General features: G+C 71.6%; 20 protein-coding genes. 14 read left to right on the top strand and 6 right to left on the bottom strand.

Translation table 11 applies throughout. From position 1 onward, the window contains the following. The 4 genes from VFW24_17980 to VFW24_17965 form a co-directional block, all read right to left on the bottom strand. Positions 1-598 (bottom strand): transaldolase family protein (locus tag VFW24_17980; protein HEX5268659.1); only part of this gene is annotated, 598 nt, incomplete at its 3' end. A gap of 9 nt (positions 599-607) precedes the next feature. Continuing rightward, on the bottom strand, positions 608-1,678 hold the full coding sequence (locus tag VFW24_17975) for an FIST N-terminal domain-containing protein (protein ID HEX5268658.1): 1,071 nt from the start codon (positions 1,676-1,678) through the stop codon (positions 608-610). A gap of 117 nt (positions 1,679-1,795) precedes the next feature. Beyond that, positions 1,796-2,932, bottom strand: a complete 1,137-nt coding sequence (locus VFW24_17970) for an amidohydrolase family protein (GenBank protein HEX5268657.1) — start codon at positions 2,930-2,932, stop codon at positions 1,796-1,798. Between the two features lie 4 nt (positions 2,933-2,936). Next, entirely contained in the window at positions 2,937-3,677 is a 741-nt protein-coding gene (locus tag VFW24_17965) for a fatty acid desaturase (GenBank protein ID HEX5268656.1), read from the bottom strand. A gap of 41 nt (positions 3,678-3,718) precedes the next feature. Here VFW24_17965 and VFW24_17960 point away from each other — a divergent pair, with 41 nt between their 5' ends. Genes VFW24_17960 through VFW24_17930 form a run of 7 tightly spaced genes read left to right on the top strand, consistent with a single transcriptional unit; the run spans position 3,719 to position 7,114 of the window. Then, entirely contained in the window at positions 3,719-4,357 is a 639-nt protein-coding gene (locus tag VFW24_17960) for an LON peptidase substrate-binding domain-containing protein (protein HEX5268655.1), read from the top strand. A 9-nt stretch (positions 4,358-4,366) separates the two neighbouring features. Next, on the top strand, positions 4,367-4,720 hold the full coding sequence (locus VFW24_17955) for a hypothetical protein (GenBank protein ID HEX5268654.1): 354 nt from the start codon (positions 4,367-4,369) through the stop codon (positions 4,718-4,720). After that, positions 4,717-4,944, top strand: coding sequence for a hypothetical protein (locus tag VFW24_17950; protein ID HEX5268653.1), 228 nt, complete (start codon positions 4,717-4,719; stop codon positions 4,942-4,944). The genes VFW24_17955 and VFW24_17950 overlap by 4 nt, the downstream gene beginning before the upstream one ends. After that, positions 4,941-5,150 (top strand): hypothetical protein, encoded by a 210-nt coding sequence (locus VFW24_17945; protein HEX5268652.1) that lies wholly within the window; start codon positions 4,941-4,943, stop codon positions 5,148-5,150. Before VFW24_17950 ends, VFW24_17945 begins: the two co-directional genes overlap by 4 nt. A gap of 5 nt (positions 5,151-5,155) precedes the next feature. Further along, the gene (locus VFW24_17940) at positions 5,156-5,356 is read left to right on the top strand and encodes a MoaD/ThiS family protein (GenBank protein ID HEX5268651.1); all 201 of its coding nucleotides are present in this window, start codon (positions 5,156-5,158) and stop codon (positions 5,354-5,356) included. 52 nt (positions 5,357-5,408) lie between these two features. Continuing rightward, entirely contained in the window at positions 5,409-6,335 is a 927-nt protein-coding gene (locus VFW24_17935; protein ID HEX5268650.1) for an ATP-binding protein, read from the top strand. Next, positions 6,332-7,114, top strand: a complete 783-nt coding sequence (locus VFW24_17930; protein HEX5268649.1) for a tRNA (adenine-N1)-methyltransferase — start codon at positions 6,332-6,334, stop codon at positions 7,112-7,114. The genes VFW24_17935 and VFW24_17930 overlap by 4 nt, the downstream gene beginning before the upstream one ends. Here the strand turns inward: VFW24_17930 and VFW24_17925 are convergent. Beyond that, the gene (locus VFW24_17925) at positions 7,095-7,334 is read right to left on the bottom strand and encodes a ferredoxin (protein ID HEX5268648.1); all 240 of its coding nucleotides are present in this window, start codon (positions 7,332-7,334) and stop codon (positions 7,095-7,097) included. The two genes, VFW24_17930 and VFW24_17925, sit on opposite strands and share 20 nt — an antisense overlap. 229 nt (positions 7,335-7,563) lie before the next feature. Between VFW24_17925 and arc the strand changes: the two genes are divergently transcribed. From arc to prcA, 5 genes are read left to right on the top strand one after another with little or no spacing between them, the layout of a single operon-like run. Continuing rightward, entirely contained in the window at positions 7,564-9,276 is a 1,713-nt protein-coding gene (arc, locus tag VFW24_17920; protein HEX5268647.1) for a proteasome ATPase, read from the top strand. Between the two features lie 40 nt (positions 9,277-9,316). Continuing rightward, on the top strand, positions 9,317-10,810 hold the full coding sequence (dop, locus tag VFW24_17915; GenBank protein HEX5268646.1) for a depupylase/deamidase Dop: 1,494 nt from the start codon (positions 9,317-9,319) through the stop codon (positions 10,808-10,810). Between the two features lie 14 nt (positions 10,811-10,824). After that, the gene (locus tag VFW24_17910; GenBank protein ID HEX5268645.1) at positions 10,825-11,019 is read left to right on the top strand and encodes a ubiquitin-like protein Pup; all 195 of its coding nucleotides are present in this window, start codon (positions 10,825-10,827) and stop codon (positions 11,017-11,019) included. A 1-nt stretch (position 11,020) separates the two neighbouring features. Then, the gene (gene prcB, locus VFW24_17905) at positions 11,021-11,839 is read left to right on the top strand and encodes a proteasome subunit beta (GenBank protein HEX5268644.1); all 819 of its coding nucleotides are present in this window, start codon (positions 11,021-11,023) and stop codon (positions 11,837-11,839) included. A gap of 16 nt (positions 11,840-11,855) precedes the next feature. After that, entirely contained in the window at positions 11,856-12,530 is a 675-nt protein-coding gene (prcA, locus tag VFW24_17900) for a proteasome subunit alpha (protein HEX5268643.1), read from the top strand. On the opposite strand, the gene VFW24_17895 is transcribed toward prcA, so the two are convergent. Next, on the bottom strand, positions 12,527-12,913 hold the full coding sequence (locus VFW24_17895) for a DUF2007 domain-containing protein (GenBank protein HEX5268642.1): 387 nt from the start codon (positions 12,911-12,913) through the stop codon (positions 12,527-12,529). The genes prcA and VFW24_17895 overlap by 4 nt on opposite strands. Positions 12,914-12,938: 25 nt before the next feature. Between VFW24_17895 and pafA the strand changes: the two genes are divergently transcribed. After that, the gene (gene pafA / locus VFW24_17890) at positions 12,939-14,297 is read left to right on the top strand and encodes a Pup--protein ligase (protein HEX5268641.1); all 1,359 of its coding nucleotides are present in this window, start codon (positions 12,939-12,941) and stop codon (positions 14,295-14,297) included. 27 nt (positions 14,298-14,324) lie between these two features. Further along, entirely contained in the window at positions 14,325-14,921 is a 597-nt protein-coding gene (gene lepB, locus VFW24_17885; protein HEX5268640.1) for a signal peptidase I, read from the top strand. Positions 14,922-15,009 lie beyond the last annotated feature (88 nt).

The following is a 15,009-nucleotide window of genomic DNA, read 5'->3' as shown; positions in this document are numbered from 1 at the left end:
ACGACGCCACGCTTCGCACCCCGGACGGGTCCCCGCCGCCCGCGACGAACTCCTCCAAGCCGCTGAGGTACGCCTCGATCACCTCGGCGTAGCGCTCGAGGCTGAAGATCAACGTGATGTTGATGTTCCGGCCCTCGGCCACCATGGCCCGCACGGCGGGAACCCCGGCGGCGGTGGCGGGGATCTTGACGTAGAGATTGGGCCGGCGGATGCGCTCGTGGAAGGTGCGGGCGGCCCGCTCGGACGAGCCGCTGTCGTTGGCCATGGTGGGGGACAGCTCGAGCGACACGAAGCCGTCCTCCCCTCCCGACTCCTCGTAGACAGGGGCAAAGACGTCGAGCGCCCCCCCGATGTCGGAGAACACCAGCTCCCAGTAGGCGTCTTCGACCGTGTGCTTCTGCAGAAGTGACCGGAACTGGTCGTCGTAGTCCGCGCTCGCCTCGATGGCCTTCTGGAAGATGGTCGGGTTGGACGTCACCCCGCGTATTCCCTTGTCACGCAACTCACCCAGCCGCCCGGACGTCAGGTACGAGCGCTGGAGGTTGTCCAACCAGGGGCTCTGCCTCTGCTCCTGGTAGAGGCGGGTGAGGTTGGTCATGACCGCAACCTACCCGGAGCCATCGGTTCCGAACAGGGCGAGGGACGCGGTGAAGCCGTGCAGGAAGTTCCGCCCTCCGATCGGACCGAACTCCCCGGCGGCGAAGAATCCCGCCACCGGTGCGTCACTCAGGGCGTCGGCCACCACCGACGCGTCGTGGTCGGGCCGGCGGAACAGCCTGGTGCCCCGCCCGTTGCAGGTGAACAGCAGCGCCCCGCCGGCATGGCGGCCCGCCACCAGCGCCTTGAGGTCCTCGTCGGCGGTCCCCGCGTCCCGCAGGTGGAACTGCACGGTCGTGCCGAGATCGATGGTGTCGTTCACGGCGATGGCCCCCACCTCCTGGTCCCCGCCGAGCACGTTCCGTACGAGGAAGTCCCCCCGGCCGAAGGTGGCGCGGTGCTCGTCGATCACCCGGCCGAGGTGGAGCCCGCCGGCGTTGATGGTCGCGACCTCGTGCTCGTCGAGCTCGCGCCGGGCCAGCTCGAGCAGACGCTCCATGGCCGGGCGCCCGGCCAGCTCGTAGACGATGTTGCCCTCGGCCCGGGTGACGGCCCAGGGCTGGCCGACGGGCCGGCACCCCTGGGACACCACGGTGTCGAGGCTCACTCCCCGCCCCAGGAGGGCACCCACCGCGCCGTGGGAGGTGGTCCGGGCCGGGCCCCGGCGGCGGCCCGCCAGATCCCGCCCGCCCGCCACCAGCCGGTTGCCGCCGGGGCCCAGCGCCGCCGACGCCCTCCCACCGGTCACGGGCAGGCCGGCGAAGCGGTGCTCCAGCCAGCCGAAGAACGACTCGGCGTCGAAGCTGAAGGGGTCGGCCAGGAGGAGCAGTGCCGCCGGTCGGAACGGCGGGTCGGCCGGCCAGCCGTCGGGGCCGTCCCCACCCGGGGGGCCGAGGATCACGGCCTCGGCCTCCAGCGGGGCGGCCGTCCACAGCGCCACCGCCGCGGCCTGCTCGACCTCCCGGCGGGGCCCGGCCACCGACTCGGCGGCGCAGCCGAGCAGGACCCGGGGCTCGAGGGTGGCCTCCACGGCCCGGGCGGCGTCCTCCAGGGCGCCGCCGTGGGGCGGGGTGACGAACAGGAGGGCCAGGTCGGGCCGGGGCCCGGCCTGCTCGAGGACCTGGCCGATGACCTCCCCGGTCGCGTGGGCGGTGACCGGGTGCTCCGAGAGGGCGGCGGCAAAGGGAATCCTCCGGTTCTACCCCTCCCGCCCCCGCCAGGCCACGTCGCCCCCGATCCACGTCTCCTCCACCTCGAGCCCGGGCGAGAGCACCACCAGGTCGGCCCGGGCGCCCGCCTCGATCCGCCCCCGCCCGGCCTCACCCAAGAGCCGGGCGGGGACCCGTGACGCCGCCGCCAGGGCGGCGGCGGGGGCCACGCCCGCCGCCACGCAGTTGGCCACCGCCCGGTGCATGGTGAGGGCGCTGCCGGCGATGGTCCCGTCCGGGCGCCGGGGCGCGTCCCCCTCGAGGCGCCGCAGCCCGATCCCCGCCACGTGCCCCGACCGCCAGCCCACCGCGTCGGTCACCAGGGCTATCCCCGGGTCCCCGGGATCGGGGCCGGTCCCGGCCCGGGCCCGGAAGGCGGCCAGCACGGCGGCGGGATGGACGTGGACCAGGTCGACGATGAGCGACGGGGTGAGCCGGGGATCGGTCAGGGCCGCCCCCACCAGTCCCGGCTCCCGGTGGTGGAGGGGGGACATGGCGTTGAAGAGGTGGGTGACCATCCGGGCCCCGGCGGCGGCGGCGGCGACCGCCTCGTCGTAGCCGGCGGCGGAGTGACCCAGGGCCACCACCACGCCCCGTTCCGCCAGGTGGGCCACCGCCTCCGGGGCCCGCGGCAGCTCGGGGCCCAGAGTGACGATCCGGACGCACTCCGGGAGGGCGGCCAGCCAGTCCCGGTCGAGGGGTCGGACCCAGCTCACGTCGTGGGCCCCGGTGAGCCCCCCGAGGAACGGGCCCTCGAGGTGGGCGCCGAGGATGGCCGGCCGGGGCCCGGACCGGCGCCGGGCGGCGGCGATCCGCTCCAGCGCCGGCTGGTAGGAGCCGAGCGGGGCGGTCACCAGGGTCGGGCACCAGGCCGTGACCCCCTGGGCCAGGAGCAGCTCGTCGAGCCGGTCCCACTCGGGGCCTTCGGCTCCGGACACGTCGACGTCGTCGTGCCCGTTGACCTGGAGGTCCACGAATCCGGGGGCCACGACCACGTCGGGGAGGTCCCCGGCCCGCTCCTGGGGCACGAGGGTCACGCCCCCGACCACGCCGCTGTCGATCTCGACGACCGCCGGGGCCAGCCGGCCGTCGGGTAGGAGGACGGCCCGCCCCGCTACCGAGGTCACGGCCCTAGGCCGCCACCTCCACCTTCACCCGCGCCTCGGTGTGGCGCACCCGGGCCCAGCCCCGGCTGTTGAGGAACCGCACCATCCACCACCCCGGGTCGATCTCCCCCCGGGCGTGGGCCAGCCGGGCCGAGGTCGGCGCGGCGTGGTGGTTGTTGTGCAGGCCCTCTCCGGCCGTCACCCACGCCAGCCACTGGTTGTTGCGGGCCAGGTTGTCGTAGGTCCGCCGGCCGAAGGTGTGGCCGACGGCGTTCACCGCCGCCGACAGGCCGAGGTAGGTCACGGCGTGGATGCCTGCCGCCACCAGTCCCCAGCGCCAGCCCATGGCCAGGCAGATGAGGGTGATGCCGATCCCGAGCCCGATGACGGCGTGGTCGAACAGCACCCGGTCCCAGCGGTCCGGAGGGAGGTCGCGCGCGTAACGGCCCACCACCTCGGGGTCCTTGGCCGCCCGGCGGTAGAGGCCGACGTTGCCGAGCTGGACCTTGCGGTACCCGAGCAGCACGGGGGAGTGGGGGTCCCCCGGGACGTCGGTGAAGGCGTGGTGCTTGCGGTGCACCGCCACCCACTGGCGGGGCCGGATCCCGGTGGTGATCCAGATGACCACCCGGAACACCTGGGTGACGGGGCCGGAGACGACCAGGGCCTTGTGGGACAGGGCCCGGTGGAGCCAGACCGTCGTGATGAGATTGGCCACCTGCGCCAGGGCGAGGCCCACGACGACGGCCAGCAGGAGGTGGGGCATCAGGTCATCGTAGGGGACACGCCCTTATCGTCTGTAGGCGCATGGGTGACCAGCCGGCGCTGCCGCTGCCGATGTTCCCGCTGGGGACGGTCCTTTTCCCGCACATGCCGCTCCCGCTGCACGTCTTCGAGGACCGCTACAAGGCCCTCGTGCACGACACCCTGCGCGCCGGGCGCGAGTTCGGCGTGGTCCTGATCGAGCGGGGCCACGAGGTCGGCGGCGGGGACATGCGCTTCGGGGTGGGGACGGTGGCCCGGATCGTGGCCGAGGCCGAGCTGCCCGGGGGGCGGTGGGCCCTGCTGGGCCGGGGGGAGCGCCGCATCAGGGTCGACAGCTGGCTGACGGAGGACCCGTACCCGCGGGCGCTGGTCGCCACGTTGGCCGAGGACCCGGGTGAGGCGGTGGCCGAGGTCGACCGGCTGGCCCGGGCCGAGAGGGAGGTCCGCCGCAGCCTGGCCCTGGCCGCCGAGCTGGGGGTGGCCGGGGTGGCCCCCGCCACCGTCGACCTCGACCCCGACCCCGCCGTGGCGGCGTGGCAGCTGTGCGCCGTGGCCCCGCTGGGGCCGGTCGACCGTCAGCAGCTGCTGGAGGCGGAGGGCCCGGGTGGGCGCCTCGAGCTGCTAGCCGGCATGGCGGCCGAGGCCGCCACCCTGTTTGCGCACCGACTCTCCGGGCGATAGACAGCCGCCGTGGCCGCTCTCCGGGACGACACCAGGGAAAGCGGGCGCGACCAGGGCGTTCCCAAGATGGTCGGGGAGCTGTGGGAGCTGGTCGTCGCCTACCTCAAGCAGGAGACCATCGAGCCCCTCAAGGGCATCGGCAGGTTCCTCGGCTTCGGGGTGCCGGGCGCCGTCCTCACCGCCCTCGGGCTGGCCGTGCTCCTGCTGGCCGCCCTGCGGGTGCTGCAGACCAAGACCGGGTCGACCTTCGCCGGCAACCTGACCCCGCTCCCGTACGTGATCATCGCCGCCACCGCCATCGCGGTGGCCGCCCTGGCCGGCGTGGCCATCGTGTCCGGCCGCTCCCGGCGGGCACGCGGGTGAGCGCCGCCGAGGCCCGGGCCGTGCCGGGGCGGGTCGGGCGCCCCGAGATCGAGGCCAAGCTGCGCCAGATCCGCCAGGAGGTGGACCGCACCACCGAGGCGGCCAAGCCGGTGGCGGCCATGGTGGTCGGGGCGGCGGCGGTAGTGGTGATCGGGCTGGTCTACCTGGCCGGCCGGCGGCGGGGGCGCAAGGGCCGCACCGTCGTCGAGGTCCGCCGGGTTTGAGGAAGCGCATCCTCGACCTGCTGGTGGTCAACGGCTTCCGGCGGGGCCGCAGGGGCAGCACCCCGTGGCTCGTGGTCGGGATGGCGGCGTGGATGGTCCGCCGGGTCACCCGGGAGGGCAGGGAGCCCAAGCCGGTGTGGACCGAGGACCTCGCGCCCGGCCAGACGGTCACCGTCACGCACGCGGAGCCCGGTCCGCGAAACTGAACCCCGTGCGGGTACAGCTCCGGAACCCCAGGCGGGAGATAGAGGTTGCCGGGCCCCTGCGCGTCCGGGCGCTGCTGGACCGGCTCGAGCTCAACCGGGAGTCGGTCCTGGTGATCCGGGGGGACACGCTCGTCACCGACGACGCCGTGCTCGAGGACGCCGACCACGTCGAGGTGCGCCCCGTGATCTCCGGAGGTGCGGAATGACGGCCATGGGCGGGGCCGGGGGTCCCCGCCCTGTGGAGGAGGCCGGGTTGGGGTGCCCGGCCGGGGAGAGGACATCGTGAAGTGCCGGCGGTGCAAGGCCCCGGCGGTGGTGGAGGTGCGCCGGCACAACGCCGCCTTCTGCGCCGACTGCTTCGTGCACCACTGCCGGGAGCAGGTGCGCCGGGCCATCCACGACCACGACATGATCCAGCCCGGGGACCGGGTGCTCGTGGCGGTGTCCGGCGGCAAGGACTCACTGGCCCTGTGGGACCTGCTGCTCGACCTGGACTACGAGGCCGACGGGCTGTACCTCGGGCTCGGCATCGGGGAGTACAGCGACCAGTCGGGGGAGATGGCCCGGGCCTTCGCGGTCCGGCGGGGCGCCAAGCTCGTCGAGGTCGAGATCCCCGACGAGTTCGGCTTCGGGATCCCGGACGGCGCCGTCGCCGCCCGGCGGGTGCCGTGCTCGGCGTGCGGGTTGTCCAAGCGCCACCTGTTCAACCGCGCCGCCGTCGACGGCGGCTACGACGTCATGGCCACCGGCCACAACCTCGACGACGAGGCGGCGGTGCTGCTGGGCAACGTCCTGCGCTGGTCCACGGAGTACCTCGGACGACAGCAGCCGGTGCTGCCGGGAGGGGGCGGCTTTGCCCGCAAGGTGAAGCCGCTGTGCCGGCTGGGGGAGCGGGAGATGGCGGCCTACTGCGTGCTGCGGGGCATCGACTACATCGTCGAGGAGTGCCCGATGGCCGAGGGCAACAAGCACCTCGGCTACAAGGCGGCGCTCAACGCCCTCGAGGAGCAGTCCCCGGGATCGAAGGCGGCGTTCTACTTCGGCTTCCTCGACCGGGGCGCCAAGCACTTCCTGGCCGAGGTGGCCGAGGAGCGGGCCGGGCTGCGCCCGTGCGCCTCGTGCGGCGCCCCCACGACCGGCGACGTGTGCGCCTTCTGCAAGCTGGTCGAAAAAGCGACCCGGTGACCGCCCGGCCGTTCGTGGAGGGCCAGCGGGCCCTGCTCCTGGACAGCAAGGGCCGGCGCTACCTGATCACCCTGACGGCCGGGAGCTCGTTCCACAGCCACGCCGGCTGGTTCTCCCACGACGACCTCATCGGCAGGGAGGAGGGCGCCGAGGTGCGCACCACCTCCGGGGCCCGGTACATCGCCGTCCGGCCCACGCTCTCCGACTTCGTCCTGAAGATGCCCCGCGGCGCCCAGGTGATCTATCCCAAGGACCTGGGCCAGATCCTCATGCTGGCCGACGTGTTCCCCGGGGCCCGGGTGCTGGAGGCGGGGGTGGGATCGGGCGCCCTGTCGATGGCCCTCCTGCGGGCCGGGGCCGAGGTCGTGGGCTACGAGGTGCGCGCCGACTTCGCCGCCCGGGCCCGCGCCAACGTCGAGTCGTTCCTCGGCGCCGGGGCCGCCGAGCGCTACGACGTCGTCGACAAGGACGTGTACGAGGGCATCGCCGAGGACGGCCTCGACCGGATAATCCTCGACCTCCCCGAGCCGTGGCGGGTGGTGCCCCACGCCGTGGAGGCCCTGCGCCCGGGCGGGCTGGTCGTGTCCTACCTGCCGACGATCGGGCAGGTGTCCCAGCTGCGGGAGGCGGTGGCGGAGGCGCCGTTCGTCCAGGCCGAGACGATCGAGGTCCTGGTCCGGAGCTGGCACGTCGAAGGCCGCTCGGTACGGCCCGACCACCGGATGGTGGGCCACACCGGGTTCCTCACGAGCGCCCGGTTTACGCCTCTTTCTCGATGAAGATGCACTCCCCGGGGCACTCCTCGGAGGCCTCGACGACGGCCTCCTCCATGCCCTCGGGAACCTGGGCCATCCCCTGGGGACCGCCCGGGTCGCTCATGACCTTGTCCCCCTCCTTGACGTAGGCCAGGCCGTCGTCGAGCAGGGTGAAGACGGCGGGGGCGATCTCCTCGCACAGCCCGTCACCGGTGCACAGATCCTGATCGATCCAGACCTTCATGCCTCGCCTCTCGCCATTGGGCCTCTCGCCACAGGTCTCCGACCGAAAGTATCCACCCTCCGAGGAGGGTGTCAATTTCCACGGCGACCGACGGTGAAATAGGTCACCGGATTGCGGGGGTATGTGCAACATTCGCGACGCGCCGGTGTATGGTCGATTCAGCAGAGGGGAGGTGGTCCCGACGCCCGACGAGGAGTCCCAGCGTCGGCTAACCGCCTACGAACGGCAGGTGGCCGATCTACAGGCCCAGGCCAAGGGCCTCGAGGAGGAGGTCATCACCCTCCGCCGCCGGCTGCAGGACGCGCCCAAGCGCGTCCGCACGCTGGAGGAGAAGCTCCTCGAGACCAAGGGCCAGCTGGCCCAGGCCGTGTCCCAGAACGAGAAGCTGACCTACACCCTCCGGGAGGCCCGGGAGCACATCGCCGCGCTCCGGGAGGAGGTGGACAAGCTCACCCAGCCGCCCGCCGCCTACGGGACGCTCCTTGGCCACAACGACGACGGCACCGTCGACGTGTTCTCCGGCGGGCGCAAGATGCGGGTCTCGGTCCACCCCGAGATCGAGCTCGACACCCTGGACCGGGGCCAGGAGGTCGTCCTCAACGACTCCCTCAACGTGGTGCTGGCCCGGGCGGGGGAGATGTCCGGTGAGGTCGTCACGATCAAGGACCGCCTCGACGATCGCCGGGCCCTGATCGTGGGCCGGGCCGACGAGGAGCGGGTGGTCGAGCTGGCCGACTCCCTCGACGGGGTGAAGCTCCGCTCCGGGGACACGGTGCTGATGGACCCGCGCAGCGGCCTGCTCCTCGAGCGGCTGCCCCGCCCCGAGGTGGAGGAGCTGGTCCTCGAGGAGGTGCCCGACGTCTCCTACGCGGACGTCGGGGGCCTGGACTCCCAGATCGAGGCCATCACCGACGCCGTCGAGCTGCCCTTCCTGCACCGGGAGCTGTTCGTCGAGCACCGCCTGCCCGCCCCCAAGGGGATCCTCCTCTACGGGCCGCCCGGCTGTGGCAAGACCCTGATCGCCAAGGCGGTGGCCAACTCCCTGGCCAAGAAGGTGGCCGAGGTGTCGGGGGACAAGTCGGCCCGCAGCTACTTCCTCAACATCAAGGGCCCCGAGCTGCTCAACAAGTACGTGGGGGAGACCGAGCGCCAGATCCGTCTGGTGTTCCAGCGGGCCCGGGAGAAGTCGGAGGAGGGCGTCCCGGTCATCGTCTTCTTCGACGAGATGGACTCCCTGTTCCGCACCCGCGGCACGGGCATCAGCTCCGACATGGAGTCGACGATCGTGCCCCAGCTGCTGGCCGAGATCGACGGGGTGGAGGCGCTGCGCAACGTGATCGTCATCGGGGCCTCCAACCGCGAGGACCTGATCGACCCCGCCATCCTGCGGCCGGGCCGGCTGGACGTGAAGATCAAGATCGAGCGGCCCGACAAGGACTCCGCCGGCCAGATCTTCGGCCGCTACCTGACCTCGGACCTGCCCCTCGACGAGGCCGAGGTCGGGTCGCTGGGCGGCGGGGACCGGGAGAAGGCGGTGCGCACCATGATCGAGCGCACCGTGGCCGAGATGTACCGGGACGACGAGGAGAACCGCTTCCTCGAGGTGACTTACCAGAACGGTGACAAGGAGATCCTCTACTTCAAGGACTTCGCCTCCGGGGCCATGATCGAGAACATCGTGCGCCGGGCCAAGAAGCTGGCCATCAAGCGCACCATCGCCGGGGAGGGCCGGGGCATCCGCACCTCCGACCTCCTGGCCTCGATCAAGCAGGAGTACAAGGAGCACGAGGACCTGCCCAACACGACCAACCCGGACGACTGGGCCAAGATCTCCGGGAAGAAGGGAGAGCGGATCGTCTACGTCCGTACCCTCCTGTCCCAGGGTGAGGAGACCACAGGTGGCCGTTCCATCGAGCGGGTCGGTACCGGTCAGTACCTCTAACCAGGGCCTGTCCCGGTCCGGGTCGGGGTAGGGTCCGGACGTGGCCATCCCCAAGGTCTGCGGCATCGAGACCGAGTACGGGATCATGCTGCGCGGGGCGGGGGAGTCCAACCCGATCGCCGCGTCGTCGGCCCTGATCAACGCCTACGTGAACGAGGTCCAGCGCAAGGTCGGATGGGACTTCGAGGACGAGGCCCCGGGGAACGACGCGCGTGGCTTCGCCCGGGAGGGCTCGTCCCCGCCCGAGGTGGAGACCAACCTGGTCAACACCGTGCTCACCAACGGGGCGCGCTACTACGTGGACCACGCCCATCCCGAGTACTCCACCCCGGAGTGCGCCACCCCGCGCCAGGTCGTGCTCTACGACAAGGCCGGGGAGCTGATCCTCGGGCGGTCCATGCAGGCGGCGGCGCGGACCCTGCCGGCCTCCCAGGGCATCGTCGTCTACAAGAACAACTCCGACCGCAAGGGGAACTCGTACGGGACCCACGAGAACTACCTCGTGGACCGCAGCGTGCCGTTCACCCGCATCGTGCAGCACGTGATCCCGTTCTTCGTGACCCGCCAGATCTTCACCGGGGCGGGGAAGGTCGGCAGCGAGGCGCCGGGCGCGAGCGGCACCCCTGTCAACTTCCAGCTGACCCAGCGCGCCGACTTCTTCGAGGAGGAGGTCGGCCTCGAGACGACCCTCAAGCGGCCGATCGTCAACACCCGCGACGAGCCCCACGCCGACGCCCAGAAGTACCGCCGCCTCCACGTGATCGTCGGGGACGCCAACCTGGCCGAGATCTCGACCTACCTCAAGGTCGGGGTGACCGCGCTCCTGCTGGCCATGATCGAGGACGACTGGCTGGCCGAGCGGGACTTCACCCTGGCCGCTCCGGTCCAGGCCATGCGCCGGGTGTCCTACGACCTGACCCTCCGCCAGCCCCTCGACATGGCCGACGGCACCAAGATGACCGCCCTGGCCCTGCAGTGGGAGCTGCACGACCTGGCCCGCAAGTACTCCGACGAGCGGGGGCTGGAGCCCCTCGGCTCGCACGAGGCCGGCCTGGAGGTGCTCCGCCGCTGGGAGGCGGTGCTGACCGCACTCGAGTCCGACCCGATGAGCCTGGCCGACCAGCTCGACTGGGTGGCCAAGTACCAGTTGATCGACTCGTACCGGGAGCGCCACGGCCTGGCCTGGGACGACCACCGGCTGGCGGCCATGGACCTCCAGTACCACGACGTCCGCCCCGAGAAGTCCCTGTTCGGCCGGCTGCCCATGGAGCGCCTCACCTCGGACGAGGAGGTGGCCCGGGCCGTCACCGAGCCGCCCACCGAGACCCGCGCCTATTTCCGGGGCAAGTGCCTCCAGCGCTGGGCCAGCTCGATCGCCGCCGCCAACTGGGATTCACTGGTCTTCGACCTGGGTGTCGACCCCCTCCGCCGGGTACCGATGATGGAGCCCCTCAGGGGAACCGCCGTTCACGTCGATAGTTTGTTAGAGGGATGTTCGAGCCCCGCCGAGTTGTTGGAACGGTTGGGCTCCTAGGAGAAGTGTGAACCATGGCCGAACGTGAGCTGAAGAAGAAGCCGAACCAGTCGAAGACCGAGGAGGTCGTCGAAGAGGCGCCCGCGACCTCGGACAAGGGTGAGAAGCTGAAGGCCGAGCTCGACGACCTGCTGGACGAGATCGACGAGGTGCTCGAGGACAACGCCGAGGAGTTCGTCCGCAACTACGTCCAGAAGGGCGGCCAGTAGCTTGGCCCTGCCCCTCTTCGGGGCCACGGACGATCCCGGACCCAGCTTCATGGAGTTGCTGCGCCGCATCGGCCCGCCCCTGCCGGACCTGCCCCAGGCCGGCTCCGGGGCGCCGGTCTCGCCGGTTGCGGCCGGGGCGCCCCACGGCACCACGGTGCTGGCGGTCCGCTACACCGAAGGGGTGGTCATGGCGGGGGACCGCCGGGCCACCGCCGGCAACGAGATAGCCCATCGCTCGGTCGAGAAGCTGCAGCCGGCCGACAGCCACTCCGGGGTGGCGTTCGCCGGGGCGGCCAGCCCCGCCATCGAGATGGTGCGGCTGTTCCAGACCCAGCTCGAGCACTACGAGAAGGTCGAGGGCGTCACCCTCTCCCTCGAGGGCAAGGCCAACCAGCTGGGCCAGATGATCCGCCAGAACCTGCCGATGGCCATGCAGGGCTTCGTGATCGTGCCGCTGTTCGCCGGCTACGACCTGCGCCGGGGCCAGGGCCGGATCTTCACCTACGACCCGACCGGCGGCCCCTACGAGGAGGCCGACTTCTCGACCACCGGCTCCGGTGGGCGCCTGGCCCGTACCGCCATCAAGCTCGGCTTCCGCGAGGGGATGGCCCGGGACGAGGCCGTCGAGTCCGCCATCCAGGCCCTGTACGAGGCCGCCGACGAGGACACCGCGACCGGTGGGCCCGACCCGGTGCGCGGCATCTATCCGACCGTCGCCACCATCACCGAGGCCGGCTTCGAGCGGGTGCCCGACGAGCAGGTGGCGGAGCGCTTCCGGGTCCTGATCGAGCGCCGCACGTCGGAGGGCCGGCGCACATGAGGAGCCGGCCGTGAGCATGAGCTTCTACGTCCCCCCCGAGCAGCTCATGCGCGACCGGGCCGACTACGCCCGCAAGAACATCGCCCGGGGCCGGCCCCTCGTCGGCAGCATGTTCGCCGACGGCATCCTGATCGTGGCCGAGAACGCCTCGCGAACCCTGCACAAGATCGGGGAGATATACGACCGCATCGCCTTCGCCGGCGTCGGCAAGTACAACGAGTTCGACCAGCTGCGGGTGGCGGGGGTCCGCCACGCCGACACCAAGGGCTACGCCTACAGCCGGGAGGACGTCGACGCCCGCGGCCTGGCCAACGTCTACGCCCAGTACCTCAACCAGGTCTTCATCCACGAGATGAAGCCGATGGAGGTCGAGATCCTCGTGGCCGAGGTCGGGATGACCCCCGACCGGGACTCCCTGTACCACGTCACCTTCGACGGAACCATGGTCGACGAGGACAGCTTCTCGGTGCTGGGCGGGGAGGCCGAGACCATCGCCGAGCGGATGACCGAGGCCTACGAGCCGGGCCTGGCGCTCGGGGACGCCCTGCGGAGGTCGGTGACGGCCCTGGCCGGCCCCGAGGAGACCGTCGAGGCCAACAGCCTCGAGGTGGCGATCCTGTCGCGGACCAACGGCCGGCGGGCCTTCCGGCGCATCGACGCCGAGGAGCTGGCGGGACTACTGGCGGCCTAGAACAGCAATCTGGCCGCAGAACCGGCCAGGACCCCGACGACGGTGATCGCCAGCAGGCAGAACAGCATCACGTAGGCGGCGGAGGGCACGGCCCGGGCGGGGGGCGCACCGGCGGCCTCGCCCTCGAAGGCCCAGTCCTCGAACGCAGAGTCGATCTGGCGGACCAGGGCGGCCTCGGCGGCGTCGGCCGCCAGGAGGGCCCGGGCCTCGTCGGCCTCCTCGTCGGGCGCCATCACATCGACCGGCCCGGCCAGCGGGTAGGGCCCGTCGAGTCCGCCCCGCACCTCGCAGAGGATGCCCGCCGCCCCCAGGCGGGCGGCGATCACCCGGGCGTGGAAGGGCCCCGAGGCGGTGGCCACGTGGACCATGCGTACGGCCCGCACGGTTCGAACGGTACCCTCGTGAGGGATGGACCGCCGGATCTTCGGCCTTGAGAACGAGTACGGCGTGACCTGCACCCTCCGGGGCCAGAGGCGCCTGTCGCCGGACGAGGTGGCCCGGTACCTGTTCCGGCGGGTGGTGAGCTGGGGTCGGTCCAGCAACGTCTTCCTCGAGAACGGGGCCCGGCTCTACCTCGACGTGGGCAGCCACCCCGAGTACGCCACTCCGGAGTGTGACTCGATCGCCGACCTGGTGGCCCACGACAAGGCGGGGGAGCGGATCCTCGAGAACCTCCTCCTGTCGGCCGAGCAGCGCCTGCGGGAGGAGGGGATCCGCGGCGTCATCCATTTGTTCAAGAACAACACCGACAGCGCCGGCAACTCCTACGGCTGCCACGAGAACTACCTGACCAGCCGCCGCGACGACTTCGGCCACTACGCCGAGGTCCTGATCCCCTTCTTCGTCAGCCGCCAGATCTACGCCGGCGCCGGGAAGGTCCTGCAGACCGCCCGGGGGGCGGTGTACTGCATCAGCCAGCGGGCCGAGCACATCTGGGAGGGCGTGTCGTCGGCCACCACCCGCAGCCGCCCGATCATCAACACCCGCGACGAGCCCCACGCCGACGCCGAGCGCTTCCGGCGGCTGCACGTGATCGTCGGGGACTCGAACATGAGCGAGTACGCCACCTTCCTCAAGGTGGGGGCCACCAGCATCCTCCTGCGCATGCTCGAGGATCCGAGCGTGGTGCTGCGGGACATGACCCTCGAGAACCCGATCCGGGCCATCCGGGAGATCAGCCACGACCCGTCGTGCCGGCGGAAGGTGCGCCTGGCCAACGGGCGGGAGGCCAGCGCCCTCGAGATCCAGGGGGAGTACCTGACCCGGGCCCTGCGCTACCAGGAGCAGAAGGGGCTGTCCCCCCTGGAGGAACAGGCCCTCGGCATGTGGGAGCACTGCCTCAACGGGCTGGAGAAGGACCCTGACAGCCTCGACCGGGAGTGCGACTGGGTGATCAAGCGCCGCCTGATCGAGAGCTACCGCGAGCGCCACTCCATCCCGCTCACCCATCCCCGCGTCGCCCTGATGGATCTCCAGTACCACGACGTGAGCCGGGACCGGGGGCTGTTCTACCGGCTCCAAGCCCGGGGCCTGGTGGAGCGGTCCTGCACCGACGCCGTCATCCAGCAGGCCGTCGACTTACCGCCCCAGACCACCCGGGCCCGGCTGCGGGGGGAGTTCATCAAGCGGGCCAAGGAGCGGCGGCGGGACTTCACCGTCGACTGGGTGCACCTCAAGCTCAACGACCAGGCCCAGCGCACGGTGCTGTGCAAGGACCCCTTCAAAGCCCACGACGAGCGCGTCGAGAAGCTGATCGCCAGCCTCTGACCAGGCAACCGGTAGCCTCCTCCGTCCGTGTCCGAGCCCGCAGTGCCCGAGACGTCCCCCGCCGGGCCCGCAGGCTTCGGGCCGCGCAACCGCGGGGTGCGGGTCACCCTCGAATGGGTGGGCGTGGTGGTGCTGGCCCTGGTGGCCGCCTTCCTCGTCAAGTCGTTCGTCCTGCAGACCTTCTTCATCCCGTCTGCGTCGATGGAGCCGACCCTCCACGTCAACGACCGGGTCTTCGTCAACAAGCTGGCCTACGCCTTCCACTCCGTGCACCGGGGGGACGTGGTCGTGTTCACCCTCCCGGCGGGGGAGAGCGCCGGGACCGGGGTCGACGACCTCATCAAGCGGGTGATCGGGCTGCCCGGGGAGACCATCGAGGCCCGCGACGGGCGGATCTACATCGACGGGCGCCCCCTGGCCGAGCCGTGGCTGCCCAAGGGGGTGTCAACCGTGGCCGGGCTGCCACTCGCCAGGCAGCGGATACCCCCGGACCACTACTTCCTCATGGGGGACAACCGAGGGGACTCCAGCGACAGCCGGCACTTCGGCCCGATCCCCGGGGACCTGATCGTGGGCCGGGCTTTCGTGCGGATCTGGCCCCTTTCCCACCTCGGGTTTCTCTGACCGTTTGTCCCGCTCGCCCCTTTCGGGACTTTTCGGCGCGGGAGGCTCAACTCCGGTGGTGCGCCGTCCGATGAAAGGGGGGTGGAAC

The sequence above is a fragment of the Acidimicrobiales bacterium genome (assembly GCA_036273495.1).
GTDB lineage: Bacteria > Actinomycetota > Acidimicrobiia > Acidimicrobiales > JAJPHE01 > DASSEU01.
The sequence above is the reverse complement of the archived record's forward strand: the minus strand, read 5'-3'. Positions and strand labels throughout refer to the sequence as shown.